The organism is Streptomyces sp. NPDC093801 (assembly GCF_040701585.1).
In the GTDB taxonomy this organism is placed as follows: Bacteria; Actinomycetota; Actinomycetes; order Streptomycetales; family Streptomycetaceae; genus Streptomyces.
In genome coordinates this window covers 97,418-115,531 of the sequence record NZ_JBFBDP010000002.1, presented here as the reverse complement: position 1 = coordinate 115,531, position 18,114 = coordinate 97,418, and the positions used below count along the sequence as shown (strand labels likewise).

At 74.5% G+C, this 18,114-nt stretch carries 19 protein-coding genes; 10 read left to right on the top strand and 9 right to left on the bottom strand.

What is annotated here, in order from left to right:
• Nucleotides 1–9 precede the first annotated feature (9 nt).
• Both AB0469_RS02300 and AB0469_RS02295 read right to left on the bottom strand, forming a co-directional pair.
• On the bottom strand, nt 10–1,407 hold the full coding sequence (locus AB0469_RS02300) for a carotenoid oxygenase family protein (RefSeq protein WP_366449403.1): 1,398 nt from the start codon (nt 1,405–1,407) through the stop codon (nt 10–12).
• Nucleotides 1,404–2,045: a TetR/AcrR family transcriptional regulator gene (locus AB0469_RS02295; protein WP_366449402.1), complete on the bottom strand. Its 642-nt coding sequence runs from the start codon at nt 2,043–2,045 to the stop codon at nt 1,404–1,406. Before AB0469_RS02295 ends, AB0469_RS02300 begins: the two co-directional genes overlap by 4 nt.
• Nucleotides 2,046–2,244: 199 nt before the next feature.
• Between AB0469_RS02295 and AB0469_RS02290 the strand changes: the two genes are divergently transcribed.
• The 3 genes from AB0469_RS02290 to AB0469_RS02280 all read left to right on the top strand — a co-directional run bounded on the left by AB0469_RS02290 (nt 2,245) and on the right by AB0469_RS02280 (nt 5,513).
• Nucleotides 2,245–2,907, top strand: coding sequence for an intradiol ring-cleavage dioxygenase (locus AB0469_RS02290; RefSeq protein WP_366449401.1), 663 nt, complete (start codon nt 2,245–2,247; stop codon nt 2,905–2,907).
• 241 nt (nt 2,908–3,148) lie between these two features.
• Nucleotides 3,149–4,549 carry a hypothetical protein gene (locus AB0469_RS02285; protein ID WP_366449400.1) on the top strand — a complete coding sequence of 467 codons (1,401 nt, stop codon included), beginning with the start codon at nt 3,149–3,151 and terminating at the stop codon, nt 4,547–4,549.
• 121 nt (nt 4,550–4,670) lie between these two features.
• Nucleotides 4,671–5,513, top strand: a complete 843-nt coding sequence (locus tag AB0469_RS02280; RefSeq protein WP_366449399.1) for a dienelactone hydrolase family protein — start codon at nt 4,671–4,673, stop codon at nt 5,511–5,513.
• Between the two features lie 41 nt (nt 5,514–5,554).
• Here AB0469_RS02280 and AB0469_RS02275 read toward each other — a convergent pair whose 3' ends face one another.
• Nucleotides 5,555–6,028, bottom strand: coding sequence for a hypothetical protein (locus AB0469_RS02275; RefSeq protein ID WP_366449398.1), 474 nt, complete (start codon nt 6,026–6,028; stop codon nt 5,555–5,557).
• A gap of 187 nt (nt 6,029–6,215) precedes the next feature.
• Between AB0469_RS02275 and AB0469_RS02270 the strand changes: the two genes are divergently transcribed.
• From AB0469_RS02270 to AB0469_RS02255, 4 genes are all read left to right on the top strand, one after another.
• Nucleotides 6,216–6,359, top strand: a complete 144-nt coding sequence (locus AB0469_RS02270) for a hypothetical protein (protein ID WP_366449397.1) — start codon at nt 6,216–6,218, stop codon at nt 6,357–6,359.
• Nucleotides 6,360–6,505: 146 nt separating this feature from the next.
• Nucleotides 6,506–7,873 carry an MFS transporter gene (locus tag AB0469_RS02265; RefSeq protein WP_366449396.1) on the top strand — a complete coding sequence of 456 codons (1,368 nt, stop codon included), beginning with the start codon at nt 6,506–6,508 and terminating at the stop codon, nt 7,871–7,873.
• A gap of 43 nt (nt 7,874–7,916) precedes the next feature.
• A complete protein-coding gene (locus AB0469_RS02260; RefSeq protein ID WP_366449395.1) occupies nt 7,917–8,636 on the top strand; it encodes a response regulator transcription factor in 720 nt (239 codons plus the stop codon).
• A complete protein-coding gene (locus tag AB0469_RS02255) occupies nt 8,633–10,045 on the top strand; it encodes a HAMP domain-containing sensor histidine kinase (RefSeq protein WP_366449394.1) in 1,413 nt (470 codons plus the stop codon). The genes AB0469_RS02260 and AB0469_RS02255 overlap by 4 nt, the downstream gene beginning before the upstream one ends.
• Here the strand turns inward: AB0469_RS02255 and AB0469_RS02250 are convergent.
• The 3 genes from AB0469_RS02250 to AB0469_RS02240 form a co-directional block, all read right to left on the bottom strand.
• Nucleotides 10,024–10,995, bottom strand: a complete 972-nt coding sequence (locus tag AB0469_RS02250; protein ID WP_366449393.1) for a TAXI family TRAP transporter solute-binding subunit — start codon at nt 10,993–10,995, stop codon at nt 10,024–10,026. The two genes, AB0469_RS02255 and AB0469_RS02250, sit on opposite strands and share 22 nt — an antisense overlap.
• Nucleotides 10,996–11,015: 20 nt before the next feature.
• Nucleotides 11,016–11,669, bottom strand: a complete 654-nt coding sequence (locus AB0469_RS02245; RefSeq protein WP_366449392.1) for an isochorismatase family protein — start codon at nt 11,667–11,669, stop codon at nt 11,016–11,018.
• 120 nt (nt 11,670–11,789) lie between these two features.
• Nucleotides 11,790–12,782, bottom strand: a complete 993-nt coding sequence (locus AB0469_RS02240) for a DJ-1/PfpI family protein (RefSeq protein WP_366449391.1) — start codon at nt 12,780–12,782, stop codon at nt 11,790–11,792.
• Between the two features lie 206 nt (nt 12,783–12,988).
• On the opposite strand from AB0469_RS02240, the gene AB0469_RS02235 reads away from it, so the two are divergent.
• Entirely contained in the window at nt 12,989–13,402 is a 414-nt protein-coding gene (locus tag AB0469_RS02235; protein ID WP_366449390.1) for a rodlin, read from the top strand.
• Between the two features lie 71 nt (nt 13,403–13,473).
• Here the strand turns inward: AB0469_RS02235 and AB0469_RS02230 are convergent, their stop codons facing one another.
• Entirely contained in the window at nt 13,474–14,655 is a 1,182-nt protein-coding gene (locus AB0469_RS02230; protein WP_366449389.1) for a cytochrome P450, read from the bottom strand.
• Complete coding sequence (locus AB0469_RS02225) at nt 14,652–15,362, bottom strand: tRNA-dependent cyclodipeptide synthase (protein ID WP_366449388.1); 711 nt, start codon at nt 15,360–15,362, stop codon at nt 14,652–14,654. The genes AB0469_RS02230 and AB0469_RS02225 overlap by 4 nt, the downstream gene beginning before the upstream one ends.
• Before the next feature lie 363 nt (nt 15,363–15,725).
• Here AB0469_RS02225 and AB0469_RS02220 point away from each other — a divergent pair, with 363 nt between their 5' ends.
• Both AB0469_RS02220 and AB0469_RS02215 read left to right on the top strand, forming a co-directional pair.
• A complete protein-coding gene (locus tag AB0469_RS02220) occupies nt 15,726–16,412 on the top strand; it encodes a response regulator transcription factor (RefSeq protein WP_366449387.1) in 687 nt (228 codons plus the stop codon).
• A 165-nt stretch (nt 16,413–16,577) separates the two neighbouring features.
• Nucleotides 16,578–17,282: a DUF4232 domain-containing protein gene (locus tag AB0469_RS02215; RefSeq protein WP_366449386.1), complete on the top strand. Its 705-nt coding sequence runs from the start codon at nt 16,578–16,580 to the stop codon at nt 17,280–17,282.
• A gap of 31 nt (nt 17,283–17,313) precedes the next feature.
• On the opposite strand, the gene AB0469_RS02210 is transcribed toward AB0469_RS02215, so the two are convergent.
• A complete protein-coding gene (locus AB0469_RS02210; RefSeq protein WP_366449385.1) occupies nt 17,314–18,018 on the bottom strand; it encodes a hypothetical protein in 705 nt (234 codons plus the stop codon).
• Nucleotides 18,019–18,114: the final 96 nt, after the last annotated feature.

The window sequence follows — 18,114 nt, the reverse complement described above, 5'->3', positions numbered from 1 at the left end:
GCGCCGGTGTCAGAGGTCCGGGATCCAGTTGCCGTGGAGGCCGAGGGGCACCCGGACGGGCAGGTGGACGCGGGCCAGGGGGCGGCCGGTGAAGTCCTGGGCGGAGAGGATCACCAGGTCCGCCGCGCCCCGGTCGGGGTCGTGCACGTAGGCCATGAGGTAGCCGTCGTCCTCCTCGGCCGGGGGCGCGGCGGCCGACGACGCGGTGGAGGGTCCGGCGGGGACGAACACGGCTTCGCCGACCGCCGCGAACCGGCCGAACTCGTGGGCCTCGGTGGTCCCGCGCACCAGGTCGTGTTTGAGGAGGGCGTTGCTGAACCCCTCGGCCGGGCGCGGGTCACCGGGGCCGGCGGGCCGGGCGTACAGTTCGACCGCCGCGGCGTAGCCGTAACGGTACGGGCGGCCGGTGAAGGCGGCGTTGACGCGCGGGAACTCCTGGATGCGGTCGTCGAGGCACTCCTCGCGGACCCTGCCGGCGAGGAGGTCGACGGTCCAGCGGTGCAGCGCGGGGCGGCTGGTGCCGACGTCGCGGATGTCGAAGCCCTCGGGGTGGCGGACGAGGTCGACGACGAGGTCCGTGCCGCTCTCGTAGGCGTTGAGGGTGTGGCCGACCAGGCTCGGCGCCACGTCGAACCAGCGCACCTCGCCGCCGGCGCGGGGCATGACGCCCACGCGCGCCGGACGGGCGCGGTCCCAGACGAAGGGCACCCCGGTGGAGAGGTGGGCCGCGCTGAAGACGACGGGGCCGTCGTAGAGGACGACGTGGTGGTCGGTGAGCGCGAAGTCGTGCATGTAGGGGCTGCCGGGCGCCGGGATGGTCGTGGCGCGCCGCACGGTGCCGGTGTCGTCCGTCACGATGTGCTGGACGTGGTCGGAGCCGTACCGGAAGGCGAGGGAGTGCAGTTCGCGGGTGCGCGGGTCGAACACGGAGTGGGCGTTGGCGTTGAAGCCCTCCGGGGTCGCGCCGAGGTCGCAGGGGCCGATCGTGTCCAGGTCGTAGTCGAGCTCGTACGGCCGTAATCCCCCTTCGATCAGGACGAACGTGCGCCCCGCCAGGCCGGCGACCTGGACGTTCGGCGCGAAGTCGGTCCGCTCGTCGACGGGTGCGCCGCGCCGCGGCTCCCCGAGCCGGTCCGCGACGGAGGCGGAGCGGACCCAGCGGTTGCGGTACCACTCGGCGCGGCCGTCGCGGATGCGGACGCCGTGCACCATGCCCTCGCCCAGGGTCCACAGGTGCGCGGCGGGATCCTCCACGCCCAGCGGGTTGGGGCCCGTGCGCAGATAGCGGCCGCTGAGCTCTGCCGGGATCCGGCCGGTGACGGGGAGGTCGTGGGCGGTGACCTCCTCGGTGACGGGGGCGAAGTTCCCCGACAGGTAGCGGTTGACGGGGGTCCTGGGCTTCGTCATGCGGGGTGTCCCTCGTCCGTGGTGGTGGCGGGCCGGGCCAGGTACGCCCCGGCGACGGCGGTCATCAGCGCCTCGTAGCGGCGGGCCGCCGTGTCCGGCGGGAAGTGGCCGCCGAGCTCCAGGCTCACGGCCCCGTGGGCGGCGGCCCACAGGAGCTTCGAGATCTCGCGGGCGTCGCCGGGGCGGAAGACCCCGGCGTCGATGCAGGCTCCGACGGCGGCGGCGGAGACGCCGAAGGCCTCCTCGGCGACGGCCAGGGACGCGGAGCCCGGGCGATAGCCGGGGACGGCCTGCTCGAACATGATGCGGTAGTAGGCCGGTTCGGCCAGTGCGTGGGCCCGGTAGGCGGTCCCGAGGTCGCCGAGGTGCGTCAGCGGATCGGGCGAGCCGGGCACGCGTTCCTGTGCGCGGCGCAGCCGGGCGAACCCCTCCTGGTACAGCGCGTCGATCAGGCCCTCCTTGCCGCCGAACATCGTGTACAGCACCTTCGTCGAGGTGCCGATCTCCGTGGCGATCCGGCGGATCGTCAGCGCGGGGATGCCTTCGGTGACCAGGAGGTCGATGGCGCGGTCGAGGACCGCGGTGCGCGCGGCCTCCTGGCCGGACCGCAGGGCGTCCTGGTAGAGCGTCGTGGTCATGGGTAACAGCGTAACCCACGAGCAACAGCGTTACCCCCCACCCGTGATGACGTCGCGTCGGAGGGCGTGCGGCGCGAGGCCGACAACGCCCGGTCGGCCGCGTGTCGGTCGCGGGGCGGGGCGGCGGGGTGCGGCACGGTGGGCTCCGGTGGGCGGCCGTCCGGGTCGGCCGTCCCGGGCGCACGCGTGAGAGGTTCGGATGACCGACGACGGCACCTACCCGAGCAGTCGCCGCGCCCTCCTGCTGGCGGCCGGTTCCGCCTCCCTCGCCGCGCTGGCCGCGGGCTGCGCACGACCGGCATCGGCGCCGGCGGGCGGGGCCACGCCCGACTGCGTGCTCGCCGTGAAGGCGGGCGCGGGACCGAACTACGCGGGGCCGGGCCGGACCCGCTCGGACGTCACCGACGGGCGCGCGGGCGTACCGCTGCGGCTGGAGCTGACGGTGGTGCGCGCCTCGGCCGGGTGCCGGCCGCTCGCCGGCGCCGCCGTGGACATCTGGCAGGCCGACGCGGCCGGGGTCTACTCGGAGGGGCGCGAGACCTATCTGCGCGGGGTCCAGGTGACCGACGGGGCCGGGCGGTGCGCGTTCCGGACCATCGTGCCCGGCTGGTACGCGGGGCTGGCCCCGCACATCCACTTCACGGTGCGGCCCGACGCGGGCACCGAGACGACCTCGCAGTTCTTCCTGCCCGAGGAGTTCCTGCGGGAGGTCTACGCCCGGCAGCCGTACGCCCTGCGCAAGCCCCCGCGCAACCCCAACGCGCACGACGACCGGTACCGGGCGGCCGCCGGCACCATGACGCTGGCCCCCGTGGCGGAGGGCGCCGGGTACCGCGCCGCCCACACCGTGGGCATCGCCTGAGCGACCGCGGGCTTGCGCGACGCGGGCGGACCCGCCCTGCGGCCCCGCCCGCCGGTGCGGGCGGCCGGATGACCGGAGGAACGGCCGCCCACCGCTTTTGAAGTTTCAACCTTCAGGTGGCGCAGGCGAGTTGGCCGGAACCCGAGATGACTGACGCGGCCCGCCCATGTCATGATCAACCCTCACGTTACTTCTCGGTAACGCGTTCAATTCCCCCCATTTACCGAATGGTTCTCCCTACGTGCGCACGTTCGCCCAACGCCTCCTGCTTCCCGGCCTGACCACGTTGGCGCTCGCCGCCGCCGGCTGCTCCTCGCCGGCGCACACCGACTCCGCCGGCCCGGGTGCCGCCCCCGGCGCCCCCGCCGCAGGCGGCAGCCAGCACCTCGAAGTGGCCGCCGCCCCCCAGGGACCGGCCGACCCCTCGCCGCTGGCCCGCACCTCCACCGGCGAGGGCCGGCCGGAGAAGTCCTCGCTGCGGGTCGCCTCCTACGACAAGAACAGCCAGCGGGCCGTCATAGCCCCGGCACCCAAGCCCCCGAAGGGCGGCCAGAACGCCCCCTCGAACGACTCCCCCGCCCCCGCCAAGCCGGTCGCCGTGGGCGATGTCATCGCCAGCGCACCGGCCCCCGGCGCCCCCGACGGCCTCCTCGCGAAGGTCACCGAGGTCGTCGGGAAGACCGACCGCGGCACCGAGGTGAAGACCGCCCCCACGACCCTCTCCGCCGCCCTGGGCGAGGCCAAGGCCGACGGCAAGGTCAAGGTCGACCCCTCCGCCATGGTCGTCGAGCCCCTGATGAAGGGGGTCACCTTCTCCTGGGCCAAGGGCGAGGGCGCCCGCTTCGGCCCCGAGGGCGCCAAGCTGCCCCTGGGCAACCTGCGGCTCGACGTGAACGCGGCGATCGACACCGCCAAGGACGCCCCCGCCTCGGCGGGCGCCTCGGTGTCCGGCTTCGTCCAGCTGGCCCCCCAGGTCGAGTTCTCGTACACGGGCACGAAGATCGGTTCCGCCCCCAGCGCGGCCTTCCTCGGCATGAGCGGCGACTGGTCCTCGCAGTGGGCCCTCAAGGGCCGCGCGGCGGCGAGCACCGGCTCGCCCAAGCGGATCCCGTTCGCCAAGCTGCACAGCGCCCCCGTCATCCAGGTGGGCCCGGTCCCGGTCGTGGTCAACCTCGACCTGACCACGTACATCCAGGTCGAGGCCGACGGCCAGGTCACCCTCGACGTCCAGCAGGACGTCAAGGGCGACTTCCGCGTCGGCGGCAGCTACGCGGCGGGCAAGGGCTGGCAGCCGGTCAGCACCTCGGCCGTCAACAGCTCCCCGGTGAAGGCCACCGTCGCCGCCGCCGGGCGGGTCAAGGGCGCCCTGGGCGCCGAGGCCTCCGTCGGCCTGTACGGGGCCGTCGGCGTCGGCGCAGACTTCGCCCCCTACCTGCGCGGCGAGGCCGACGCCAAGGCGTCCGCGTCCACCGACGGGAAGACCTCCGTCAGCGGCGCCTGGGCCCTGTACGGCGGCTTCGACCTGAACGGGCAGCTGCACCTCCAGCTGTCCCTGTTCGGCACGCCCGTCCTGGAGCGCCGCATCCCGCTGGGCTCCCTGCACCGCGAGTGGCCGCTGGTCAGCGGCAGCGCCGGACGCTAGCACCCGCTCCGCGGCGGGCGGGGGCCCGAAGGCCCCCGCCCGCCGCGGAGCCGCTTGACCAACCGGCTCTACGTGTCGGTAACTTGTGGCCGTCCAGGACTTCCGACGGAAGGGGAGGCGCGTGGCGGACCACGACCTGACCGGCTTCACCAAGAGCACGTTCACCCACGACGGCGCCACCCGCCGGGTGCTGCGCCGGGGCACGGGCCCGGCGGTGATCATCATGGCCGAGGTCCCGGGCATCACCCCCAAGGTCCTGGCGTTCGCCGAGCGCGTGGCGGACGCCGGCTGCACGGCCGTGCTCCCGGTGCTCTTCGGCACGCCCGGCCGCGACGCCGACCCCGCCACCGCGGGCTGGTCCCGTACCGCCCGCGCCCTGGCCTCGACCATGTGGCAGGTGTGCGTGAGCCGGGAGTTCACCCTGCTGGCGACCGGACGCAGCTCGCGCGTGGTGGGGTGGCTGCGGGCACTGGCCGCAGCCGAGCACGAGCGCTGCGGCGGGCCCGGGGTGGGCGCCGTCGGCATGTGCCTGACCGGCGGATTCGCCCTCGCCATGGCCACGGACGAGCGGATGCTCGCGCCGGTGCTGTCCCAGCCCTCGCTCCCCCTGCCCTGCACGGCGGGCCGGGCGGGCTCGATCGACATCGGCCCGCAGGAGCTGGCGGTCGTCCGCGGACGCTGCGAGCGCGAGGGGCTCCAGGTCCTGGGGCTGCGCTTCAAGGGAGACCGCCTGGTCCCCGGGGACCGGTTCGCGTTCCTGCGCCGCGAGCTCGGCGACGCGTTCGTCGCCGTCGAGCTGGAGGACGCCGCGGCCGCCCCGCAGAGCCCGCTGCCCGCGCACTCCGTCCTGACCGAGCACCTCGTCGACGAGCCCGGTCAGCCGACGCGGCAGGCGCTGGACACCGTGCTCGACCTGTTCCGCGAGAAGCTGCTGCCCGGCACGGGGGCGGACGCCTCCGCGTGAGCCGGGGCCCGGGGTCCCGGACCCCGGGCCGCCGGTCCGGTTCAGTACACGAGCTTGTACGTGACGTCCTTGTGCACGGGCGCCGGCGCGGTGTCCGTGTACAGCAGCCGGATCTTGGTGAAGCGCTGGACCCCGGGATGCGCGGGCCAGGGAAGCGGCTCGCTCAGGGTGACCGTCACGGGATAGGGGCGGAATCGCCCCGCCGCGCAGTAGGGACGGCAGTCGTTCACCATGTCGGTGCCGGTGGCGGTCGCCGTGCTCGCGCCCCAGCTGTCCCAGTCGAGTCCGACCAGGCGGTTGTTGCCGTCACCGCAGGCCAGGACGTACTCCTCGGGCCGCACCTGGGCCGCCGAGGAGCAGTCCACGACCACCACCGGGTACGGATCCTTCGGCGGGGCCTGCGCCGCCGCCGGCGCCGCCACCGCCGCCAGGGCGGCGGCCGCGCACATCAGGCCGGCCCTCCGCCCCCACTGCCGGGCCGGGCGGGCGCGCCGCCCGTCTCCTGAAGCGTCCACGAGCCCCTCCTCACCAGTCGGCTCCGCGGTCGGCACTACTGCCACCACGTCCAGCTTTGCCCATCCGGGCGGGCCGCGCACCCGCTGGGCGCGGCAGCGGGCCGTCGGGGACGGCCGGGCGGCGGCGCCAGTCCCGGGGCACCGGGGTGAAGACCTCCGGGCCGAAGCCGTCGCCGCCGCGCGCCGGATGAGCGCGCTGGAAGCCGGACGGACGGAGCTGCTGCACACCGCGCCGGTGCGCTACCGGGAGCAGCTGCTCCACCTCGCCCGCAGGGAGGAACCCGCCGCCGTGGACGAGGAGATCGTCCTCCCCGGGCGCGGGGGGCACTGACCCCCCGGGCGTGTGCGGCTTTCTTAGCGGAACGTTAGATCTGGGTGCCGGGCCTTGTCCGGGTGCGGTGGCGCATCCAGTCTGGGCACTCCCCCGGATCCGGGGGCGCCACCCCTCCCCATCAGGGACTTCCGTCTGGAGCCGCCATGCCCCCGTCCGCCGTCACGCTCGGCCCGTCAGCCTCGGACGAGCGCCGCAGGCGCCGTCTCGCGCTCGTCGGGGGGTCCCTCGGCAACCTCGTGGAGTGGTACGACTGGTTCGTCTACGCCAGCTTCGCCATCTACTTCGCCGATTCCTTCTTCCCCGGCGACAACCCGACCACCCAGCTGATGAACACCGCGGGCATCTTCGCCGTCGGCTTCCTGATGCGTCCCGTCGGCGGGTGGATCCTCGGGCGGGCCGCCGACCGGCACGGACGCAAGAGCGCGCTCACCCTGACCGTCACCATGATGTCGGTGGCCGCCCTGCTGATCGCCGTCGCCCCGACCTACGGCCAGGCCGGCTACTTCGGGGCCGTCGTGCTGCTGCTGGCGCGGCTGCTCCAGGGGATGAGCATCGGCGGGGAGTACGCGGCCAGCGCGACGTACCTGACCGAGGCCTCGGCCCGCGACCGGCGCGGGCTGGGGTCCTCGTTCCAGTACGTGTCCATGACCTGCGGGCAGCTCCTCGGCCTGGGCATCCTGATCACGATGCAGCACACACTGACCAAGGAGCAGCTGGGCAGCTGGGGCTGGCGGGTCCCGTTCGCGCTCGGGGCGGTGTTCGCGGTCGTCGTGTTCTGGCTGCGGCGCCGGCTCCAGGAGACCGACGCCTTCAAGGAGGACGGTGCGCACGACGACAGCGCGCGCGGCTCCCTCAAGGCGCTGTGGGAGCACCGGCGGCAGGCCGGGCTGGTCATGGCCCTCACCCTCGGCGGCACCGTCGCGTACTACACGTACACCACCTACCTCACCAAGTACCTGGTCGGCAGTGCGGGCATGGCCAAGACCACGGCCACGCTGGTGAGTTTCACCGCGCTGGCGCTGTTCGCCGCGCTCCAGCCCCTCGCCGGGATGCTGTCCGACCGGATCGGCCGCCGGCCGCTGCTGATCACCTTCGCGGTGGGCTGCACGGTCGGCACCTACCCGATCATGACGGCGCTCGGGTCGGCGTCCTCGTACTGGTCGGCGCTCGGCCTGTCCCTGCTGGCCCTGGTGATCGTCACCGGCTACACCTCCATCAACGCGGCGGTGAAGGCCGAGCTGTTCCCCACCCGGGTCCGCGCGCTGGGTGTGGCGCTGCCGTACGCGGTCGCCAACGCGCTCTTCGGCGGCACGGCGGAGTACGTGGCCCTGTGGTTCAAGGACGGCGGCCACGAGAAGATGTTCTTCTGGTACGTGTCCGGGTGCGCCCTCGTCTCGCTGGTGACGTACGTCCTGATGCCGGACACCCGTGACGCGGCGCTCAGCCGCGCCGAGGAGGAGGCCGGGGCGCGGTCGTCTGCGGCGACGGCCGCCGCGGGCGCGGCGCGATAGGCTGCCGGCCGGTTCGGGGGTCCGGGGTGCGGGGAGGGTGCCGGTGCACGCGCTGCTGGTGGAGGACGACGACCGCATGGCGCGGGCCCTGGGCACCGCCCTCGCCCGGCGCGGGCACACCGTCCGCCGGGTGGGCCGGGCCCTGGACGCCCTGCGGCACGTCCACGAGGCCGAGTTCGTCCTGCTCGACCTCGGTCTGCCCGACCTCGACGGGCTCGAACTGCTGCGGCGGCTGCGGACGGTCTGCGACGCGCCGCTGATCGTGGTGACGGCGCGCTGCGAGGAGCGCGACGTCGTCCAGGGGCTGCGGGCGGGCGCCGACGACTACGTGGTCAAGCCGTTCCGGATGGCGGAACTGATCGCCCGGATCGACACCGTGCGCCGGCGGACCGGGGCGTACGGAGTACGTCCGGGCGGCGGGGCGGCCGACGGCGGCGCCCGAGCCGTGCGCGCCGGGGACGTCGAGGTGGACCCGGCGGGGCGGACCGTGAGGGTGGCCGGGAGCGAAGTCCGGCTGACACGCAGGGAGTTCGACGTACTGGCCTTGCTGGCCGCGCGCCCGGAGGAGGTCCACTCGCGTGAGGAGATCCTGGACCGGATCTGGGGCGACGCCTTCCTCGCCGCCTCCCGGTCGCTGGACGTGCACGTGGCGGGCGTGCGTGCCAAGACGGGCCGCCCGGGCCTGGTGCGCACGGTGCGCGGGTTCGGCTACCAGCTCGGCTCGGCCGCCGCCGTGCTCGGGGAGCGGGAAGCGGGCCGGTGAGGCGCAGGCTGCTCGCGGTGCTGATGGTGCTCATGGGGGCCGCCGCGCTGTTGCTCTGCGTGCCCCTGGCCGACGCGTACGCGCGGGGGCGGACCGAGCACCTGCTGCTCCAGCGGCGTTCGGAGGCCGTACGGTTCGCCGACCTCGCGGACCGGACGGGCGGCGAGGCCGACCGGGCGGAGCTGTCGGCCGAGATCGGCCGGTACGCACAGCTGTACGGGGCCTCGGTGCTCGTGGTGGACGCGGCCGGGGCGACGGTGGCGCGGGCCGCGGGCACGGGGCCCGCCGCGCGGACCCCGCTGTCCGGGGCGGTGGACGCCCGCCGGCGGGCCCTCACCGGGCGCTCCACCGACCGGCTGCCGACGATCCGCCCCTGGGGCCCGGGAAGCGCGGTCCTCGCCGAGCCGGTGGGGCGGGACGAGCGGGTCAGCGGGGCGGTGCTGATGGCCGTGCCCACGGACGCCGCCCGCCGGGACGTCGCGGTCCGCTGGTCGCTGATCGCCGCCGGGGCGGTCGCCGCCTTCGCGGCGGCGGCCCTGGTCGCGGCGGGGATCGCGCGGTGGCTGATGCGGCCCGTCCTCGATCTGGACCGGGCGGTGGAGCGCCTGGCGGCCGGGAGCCTGCGGGCCCGGGCCGTCTCCGACACGGGTCCGCCGGAACTGCGGCGGCTGCGGCGGCACTTCAACGGGATGGCGGAGGCCGTCGCCGACTCCCTCGGCCGCCAGCGGGACTTCGTCGCCGATGCCTCCCACCAGCTCCGCAACCCCCTGGCCACGCTGGTCCTCCAGCTGGAGAACGTCGAACCGTACGTCGCCCCGGGCCCGGGCCTGGCCGAGCACGCCCGGGCCCTGGACGAGGCGGAGCGGCTGGAGGAGCTGCTGGACGGGCTGCTGTCGCTGGCCCGTGTGGAGTCGGGGGCGGCGGAGCTCGCGGACCAGGACCTGGCACGGGCGGTACGGGGCCGGGTGGAGGCCTGGGCGCCGGTCTTCGGGGCCGCGGGCCTGGAGCTGGCGGCGGGCGGCCTCCCGCGGGAGCTGCCGGTGCGCGCCCTGCCCGACGCGGCGGGGCGGATCCTGGACGCGCTCCTCGACAACGCGGTGAAGTTCGTCCCGGGCGGCGGCCGCGTGGAGGTGCGCGCGTGGGGCGCTCCGGGAGGGGAGGCGGTCGTACGGGTCGCCGACGACGGCCCCGGGGTTCCGGCGGACCAACTGGGCCTGCTGCTGCGCCGTTTCGCCCGCTCCCCCGAGCACCAGAACGTGCGCGGCAGCGGGCTGGGGCTGGCCATCGCGGAGGAGATCGCCCGGATCAGCGGGGGCCGGCTCGGCGTCGCCCCGAACCTCCCGCGGGGGCTGGCCTTCGAGTTCCGGCTGCCGGCCCCGGCGGACGGTCAGCCGTACACCGAGCGGTAGTAGGAGGCCGCGCCCGGGTGGAGCGGCACGGCGCCGGTGGATATGGCGAAGCGGGGTTCCAGCCGCACGCCCGCCGTGACCTCGCCCAGCAGGTCGTCGCGGCGGTCGAAGACCACCCGCAGCAGCCCGGCCGTCGCGCCCGCGGCCACGTCCGCGCGGGCCAGGAGGTAGTTGCCGACGCCGATGGTGCCCACCGGCGCGGTCAGTCCGTAGGCCCCGGCGGGCAGGGTGACCGTGGTGTAGACGGGGCCGAAGCGCTGCCTCAGCGCGTCCGCGAAGCCGTCCAGCGCGAGGAAGCGCAGGGGCAGTGCGCGGGCCAGGTCCGTCAGGGCCGGGGTGGGCACGCCACCGGACCAGAACACGGCGTCGACCGAGCCCGCGCGCAGAGCGGCCGCCGACTCGGCCAGGCCCAGCTGCCGTTCGCCGGCCGCCGCCGGGCCCTCGGACAGCCCGGCGGCGCGCAGGACGCGGGCCGCCACCACCTGCGCCCCCGATCCGGCGGCGCCGACCGCGACCGGGCGTCCGGCGAGGTCCGCCACCGAGCGGACCGGCCCGGCGGCCGGGACCAGGAGGTGGGTGTAGTTGACGTAGACGCGGGCCAGCGCCGTCACCGGGGCCCGGCGGACGAACGGTTCGCGCCCCAGGGCGGCGTCCTCGGCCACGTCGGCCATGGACAGGGCGAGGTCGACGGAGCCTTCGTCGAGCCGGCGCAGGTTGTCCACGCTCGCGGCGGTGGCCACCGGGACGATCTCCAGCCGGCTCCCGGCGTCGGCGGCGGCCCGGGCGAGGGCCTGACCGAAGGCGTTGTACGGGCCTCCCGGCGGCCCGGTCGCCAGCCGGAGCCGCGGCGCGGGGCCTGAGCGCCCGGAGCATCCGGCCAGGGCAGCCGCCGCGGCCGCGCCGAGCGCCGCGCCCATCAGGCGTCGGCGTCCGGTCGCTGCGTCGGTCACGGCGGCAGCCTAGCTCCCGCTCAGGCGCGCAGGTCCGCCGCGGTGGGGACGACGACGCCGAACAGGTCGGTGATCGTCGTCAGCGCGGCGGCCTGGAGGGCCGCGGCGGGCTGGACGGTGCCGTCCGGGGCGGCCAGGGCGCGGGTGGCGGTGGCCTCGGCGACGACCGTGGGACGGTAGCCGAGGTTGAAGGCCTCCTGGGCGGTGAACGCGATGCACATGTGCGTCATGAACCCGGCCAGGACGAGGTCCTTGCCGGTGCCGGCCCCGAAGCCGAGTCCGGCCAGGGTCTCCTCCAGCCCGGTGGCGCGGAAGGCGTTGGGGAACCCCTTGACCACGACGGGCTCGCCGTCGGCCGGGGCGACCTCGTCGGCGATGGCGCCGATGTGCTCGCGGACGTCGTACGGGCTGCCCTCGCCGCCGTCGTGGACGACGTGCACGACGGGGGTGCCGGCGGCGCGGGCGCGCGCCAGCAGGCGGGCGCCCGCCGCGAGGGCCTCCTCGGCGCCCTCCAGGGCCATGACGCCGGTGCGGTAGGTGTTCTGGAAGTCGATCATGACCAGGGCGGACTCGCCCAGCCGCGGCGGCCGGGATTCCAGTCCGCTCAGCTTGCGCAGGGTCGCGGACGCGGTGGTGGTGGTGCTCGTGGTGTCGGTGCTGCTGGTGGTGCTCACAGGATGCCTTTCCTCTGGATGTCGTTCATCGGGATGCGGTCGGCGGCAGCGGGCAGGGCGAAGCGCTCCGCCCGGCCGTCCGCCGGGGGAAGGGGTGGTGCGGGTCCGGGGCCGGGGCCTTCAGGCCGTCCGGGTGCGGAAGCGGCGCCGGTAGGCCGCCGGGGTGGTGGCGAGCTGCCGCCTGAAGGCCCGGTGCAGGGTCTCCGCCGAGCCGAGTCCGGAGCCTGCCGCCACCTGGTCGAGCGGGCAGTCGGTGGTCTCCAGCAGGCGCCGGGCCAGTTCGATGCGGACCGCTTCGACGTACGCGGCGGGGCTGGTGCCCGTCTCCTGGGTGAAGACGCGGGCGAAGTGCCGTTCGCTCAGGCACATCCGGGCGGCCAGGACCGGAGCGGACAGGTCGGCGTCGGGGTGGTCGGCGATCCACAGCCGCAGTTCGTCGATGTCCCGGCGCGCGGCGGCCGGGCGGCTGAGCGGTACGGAGAACTGGCTCTGGCCGCCCTGCCGCTTGAGGTACATCACCAGCTGCCGGGCCACGGCGAGCGCGGTCTGCTCACCGAGGTCCTCGGCGACCAGGGCGAGCGCCAGGTCCAGGCAGGCGCTGATCCCGGCCCCCGTCCACAGCCGTCCCCGGTCGGTCCGGACGAAGATCGGGTCCGGGTCGACCGTGACGGCGGGGTGGTCCGCGGCGAGCTGGGCGGCGGTCGACCAGTGGGTGGTGGCCGTCCTCCCGTCCAACAGCCCCGCGGCGGCCAGCAGATGGGCCCCGACGCAGACCGACGCCACGCGCCGGGCGTGCGGCGCGGTCTCCCGCACCCAGGCCACGACCTCCTCGTCGATCCGGGCGACCGGGCCGTCCTCGGCCATGTCGACCGCGCCCGGCACCAGCAGGGTGTCCACCTCCGCGCCGACGTCGGCGAACGCCACGTCGGTCAGCAGCCGCACGCCCGCCGACGTGCGCACCGCCCCGGCGGCGGAGCCGGCGAGGCGGACCTCGTACCCGGCCCGGCCCGCGGTCTCGCGGTTGGCCAGCGCGAAGACCTCTGCGGGGCCGGTGACGTCGAGGAGGTCGACATCGGGGAAGACCGCGATGACGACACGGTGTGCGGTGGGCATGGCCCCATCCTCGCCGCGGCCGCGGCATGGCCGCAATGACGCTTCCCCGTCACATTCGGACACGCCGGTCAACAGGGCCGGGCCGGTGGCGGGCCTCCTGCCAGGCGATCGGGTGATCTAGCGCCACCTCGCGGGGAGGTACCCCGTTACCAGGACGACCTCCCCAGCCGGGGCCGGTCCTCCGCCAGACAAGGAACCTTTCGAGCATGCTGAAGAAGATGATGGTCACCGCCGCAGCCACCGCCGCCGCGATCGGTGCGGGTGCTGCCGTTGCCGCCCCGGCCATGGCCATCGGCAACGACAACGGGGTCAACACCGTCAACGGCAACGGCGCCCAGCAGATCTACGGCAACCAGAAGACCGCCGGCGACATGAGCCCCCAGCTCAGCGCCATCCAGGGCACCCTCAACAAGCCCTGCATCGGCCTGCCCGTCAAGGTCAACGCCCAGTCGCTGATCGCCATCCTGGCCAACGTCGGAGTCCAGGACGTCAACGTCCTGTCCAACCCGCAGAACCAGCAGTGCACCGAGAACTCCACCCAGGCCAAGGGCGACGAGTCCCTCTCGCACATCCTGGACAACATCCCGGTCCTCTCCGGCAACCTCTCCGCCGGCAGCTGATCGGCCGAGGCCCCCCACCCCGCGTCCGGGGTGGGGGGCCTCGTCGTGCCGTCAGCGGGACCGGGCGGCGGTCACCACATCACCGGCAGGCGCTCGGGCAGCCGCTTCATGAAGCCGGTGCGCCAGACGAGCTGTTCGACGGGGACGGCCAGCCGCAGCCGGGGCATCGCCGCGAGGACGGCGCGCAGGCCGATCTCCGCGTGCTTCTTGCCGAGGGCGGTGGCGGGGCAGTAGTGGGAGCCGCCGCCGAAGGAGAAGTGGGCGGAGGAGTTGGCCCGCGTGAAGTCGAGGCGGTGCGGCTCCGGGAAGACGGACGGGTCGAAGTTGGCGCCCTCGGGCAGGACGAGCACCAGCTCGCCCTTCTTCACCTCGACGTCGCCGAGGGTCGTGTCCTCCATCGCCAGCCGGGGCAGGCCGTCCCCGATGGAGAGGTTGATCCGCAGGAGCTCGTCCACGGCCTGGGGCATCAGCTCCGGGTGGTCGGCCAGGTGGTCGGCCTCCTCCGGGTGGGTGAGCAGGGTGACCAGCGCCATGGCGAGGAACCCGGCGGTGGAGATGACGCCCGCGCCGAACAGGGTGACGCCGACGGTCGCGAACATCTCGTCGCTGACGTGCTCGTAGCCCTCGGTGCCGCGCAGCTTCGCGAGGTCGCCGATGAGGCCCTGCTCCGTGTCGTCGAGGCGGGCGGTCATGTACGCGATGTCGCGGTCCCAGTTCAGGCGGGCCGCCGGGATCTCGCGGGGGCTGTTCATGAAGGCGATCGGCAGCGACTCCGACAGCAGCGGGGCCGCCTCGTGCGGGATGCCGAGGATCTGGCAGTGCATCGCCTCCGAGAAGGGGTCGGTGAACATGGAGCGGATGTCGACGGGGGCGCCGTGCCGGACCATCCGCCCGACGAGCTCGGCGGCGTGGTCCTCCATCCACTCCTGGAGCCCGGGGGCCTTGGGGTTGATCGCCTTCATGACGGCCTTGCGCAGGCCGGCTCCGGTGATGTTGCCCATGTTGTTGACGACCTCGGGCGGGATCGTCAGCGCGTACTGGCGCGGCACCCCGGGGTCGGAGGTGTTCTTGAGGCTGAACCGGTCGTCCTCGAGGACCTGCTTGACGAGCTCGTACGAGGAGACCAGCCAGGCCTCGGCCCCGGCGATGGTGCGCACCTTCACCACGGGGGCGAGTTCGCCGATCTGGGCGGGCAGGTGGGTGCCGTCCCACGTGAACGGGAAGTCGAGGATCGGCTCCGCGTGGGTGGTCACAGCTGTTCTCCTTCGGTGGCGGGGGTGACGACGGCGTGGCCCTGGTTGCGGGAGGCCCGCAGTCCGGCGCCGCGCGAGTAGAGCAGGTCCGCCATCGGCAGCGCCTGGTGGTAGCAGTTCAGCGAGGAGGGGACGCCCAGGATCGCGGGGGTGTCGAGGAACAGGGGCGCCTCGGCGCACACGTAGTCGAGGCAGACCTTGCGCTGGTGCGCGGTGGGCTGCCGGCCGCCGAGCACCTTCGAGGACAGGAAGATGTCGACGAGTTCGTTGGCGGTCTGGGCGAACGCCGGGTCGGTGCCGAGCCGTTCCAGCAGGTCCGCGTGCATGCGGTCGTACGCGGGGATGCCCTGGAGCGAGGACATCGGCCTGCCGCGCAGGCGGGTGCCGGACGGGTCGATATCGGCCACGGCGTTGGTCACCTTGGCGCGTACGCCCCGGAGGTTCTTGACTGTTTTTCGACGGGCCTCGTCCTCCGGATAGCCCATGGCCACATACATTTCGGCCACGTGCAGGTCGGTGTAGATGAGATCGGCCTGCCGGAAGTTGTCCAGGGCCCATTCGGCGAGCGCGTGCACGCGCTGGGCGGAGAAGTAGGAGTTGCCGGGCGAGATGCCGATGACGGCGTGGTCGCCCTCACCGGCGATGACCTGGCAGTGCGGGGTGTAGGGGTCAACGCGGAAGGCGCTGGTCCGGGTTGCTGTTGTCATGGGAGTGGTCACGTCCCTGTCGCCGCGATTCCCCGCTCGGACCCCGTGTCCCGGGTGCGGCGGCGACGTTCAGAACCTAGCCGCAAAGCACGGCTCCGGTTGGATTACCGCACAGTTCGTCTCGGCTTCTGGACTCAGATGTTGCCCCAGTCAACAGCTGTGACGTGCGGGGCTGTTGTTCTGCCCTGCATGGTGATGATCGGACGGGTTCCCTGGCTCAATGACACCTTTTCCCTACAAGATCGCCGGATGGGCCACATGTGCCGGGTGGCCGGAACACGGAGTCCGGAAACGGCCCCCGCGCTGGGCCGCCCTGGCGGGCCTTCCCCGGGATCCGGGTGCCGATCACCCATAGTGGGGTGCATGCTGTCCGAGAAGACGCAGGTCCGCGTGGTGATCGTCGAGGACCACCCGCTGTTTCGCGAGGGGCTGAGGGCGGCGCTGGAGAGCGCCGACGACATCCGCGTGGTGGGCGAGGCGCAGACCCTCTCCGAGCTGCCCGCCGCGGTGGCCGCGGGCCGGCCGCAGGTGGTGGTGATGGACCTGTCCCTGCCGGACGGCTCGGGCATCGAGGCCACCCGGCGGCTCGCCGGGGAGCACCCCGAGCTGCAGGTGCTGGTGCTGACCATGGCGGACGACGACGGCACCCTCCTGGCCGCCCTGCACGCGGGCGCGCGCGGCTACCTGGTCAAGGGGGCCGGCCGGGAGGAGGTCCTGCACGCGGTGCGCACGGTGGCGGCCGGGGGCGCGGTCTTCGGCCCCGACGTGGCCGCGCGGATCGCCGCCCTGGTCACCGGCGGGCCGCGGCGCGAAGCGGAGCGGGTCCTCCCCGCGCTGACCGCCCGCGAGGTGGAGGTGCTGGACCTGGTCGCCCGGGGCTACGACAACCGCCGGATCTCGCGCGAGCTGGTCCTCGCGGAGAAGACGGTGCGCAACCACATCACCCACATCTTCGAGAAGCTCGACGTCGCCACCCGGGCCGAGGCCGTCGCGCGCGCCCGGGACGCGGGGCTGGGCGTGGCCGGGGACGGAGGGGGAGGGGGCGGCTGAGACCGGGGCCCGGCCCCTTCTCCCGGGACGCGCCGGCCGCACGCCGGCGGGGGCGTGTCACGAAACCGCCACAGCGTCCCACCTGCGCAACCCCGGCGGACCGCGGCGCGTGTCCGCCGACGCGAGAGCCGGCGCGGAACCGGTCGTGAGCCACGGGAGCATCCCATGCAGTACACAGCAGGTCTTCGGCGCACCGCCACGGCGCTGGCGGCGGCCGCGGCGGCCACCGCCCTGATGACGGGCTGCGGCCCGACCGGCGACGCGGGCGCCGCCGCCCCGCCGTCCGCGCCGCCCGCACCCCCGGCGTCGGCAACGGCAACGGCCACGCCCGCGGGCGGATCCGGGGGCTCCTCCTCCGGCGGCTCCTCCTCCACCGGGGGCGGGGGCTCCGCGAAGCCGACGCCCTCGTCGGCCGGAGGCGGCGGCAAGGCCAAGGCCTGCACGATCGAGGACGTCCGGGTCTCCCCCGCCCACCAGGCCGACGTCCGCCCGCCCGGCACCGGGACCGGGGCGGTGGTCGTGTCGGTCACCAGCCTCTCGACCTGCACCCTGCTCGGGTTCCCGCAGGTCGCCGGCGCCGGCAACGGCGCCCCCGACAAGAACCTGCCCCTGGCCACCACCAACAGCGGTACGGCCGCCCCGGTGTCGCTCACCCCGGGCGCCCGCGCGTGGACGAAGCTGACGTTCGTCAACGTCCAGGGCGAGGCGGACGGCTACTGCGTGTCCGGCTCCACGCCCGTCGTCTTCCCCAGCCTCGTCATCCGCGTACCGGGCGCGGGCTCGCACCAGATCGGCATGGACGACGGGCAGTTCGCCGAGTGCGACAACAAGGTGACGGTCACGCCCTTCTCCCTGACGAAGCCCTCCTGAGACCGGCGGTGGGAGCCGCGGTGGTACGGCGTCAGGAGATGCCGTACCACTGGCTGCCCCAGCCGGTGTTGATCGTGCTGGTGGACTGCTCGGAGAGGTTGAGGGCGGGCGGCAGCGAGGTCTGCCCGGTCAGGACCGTGCTGTAGCGCAGGGCCGGGGGCGTCAGGCCCGCGTTCACGGAGATGCCGGCGCCGGTGGCCTTCAGGGTGAGGGCGTTGGTGGCCCAGTTGCCGTTCAGCAGGAGGGCGATGAAGTAGGTGCCGCCGGCGGCGGTGAACGGCTTGGTGAAGGGCAGCGGCTTGGCCACCGCGTCGGTCATCAGCTGGGGCGAGATGTCGGCGGTGGACGCGACCAGCTTGCCGGTGGCGTCGTACACGCCGAGGTAGCAGTTGGAGAGCTGCGCGTTCGGGTCGACGCCGGCCAGGCCCAGCCAGACGTTGGACCAGGTGATCTGCTCGCGCAGGCCGATCCGCACCAGGGTGATCCGGCCGCCGACCCCCGCGGCCGACTGGGCGGTGACGTGGCCCGCGTCGTTGGGGTCGCCGGTCCAGGCCAGCAGGTTCTGGTCCTGCGGGCGCGGGCCCTCGTACCCGGAGCCGCCGCCCTGCACGGGTGCGGGAGCGGCCGCCGGGGGGCTCGACGCGTGCGGGGCGCCGTCGGACGAGGTGCACCCGGAGAGGGCGAGCAGCGCTGCGAGGGTGGCGGCCGGGCCGGCGGTGGTGGTACGGGTGCGCATGGTCCCCCCATGTGGTGCGGATGTGCCGGGGCCATCGTCACATGAGCCCCTGTGGTTGCCGCAGGCGCCCGGTGCGCGGCGTCCGGGCGAGCGGTT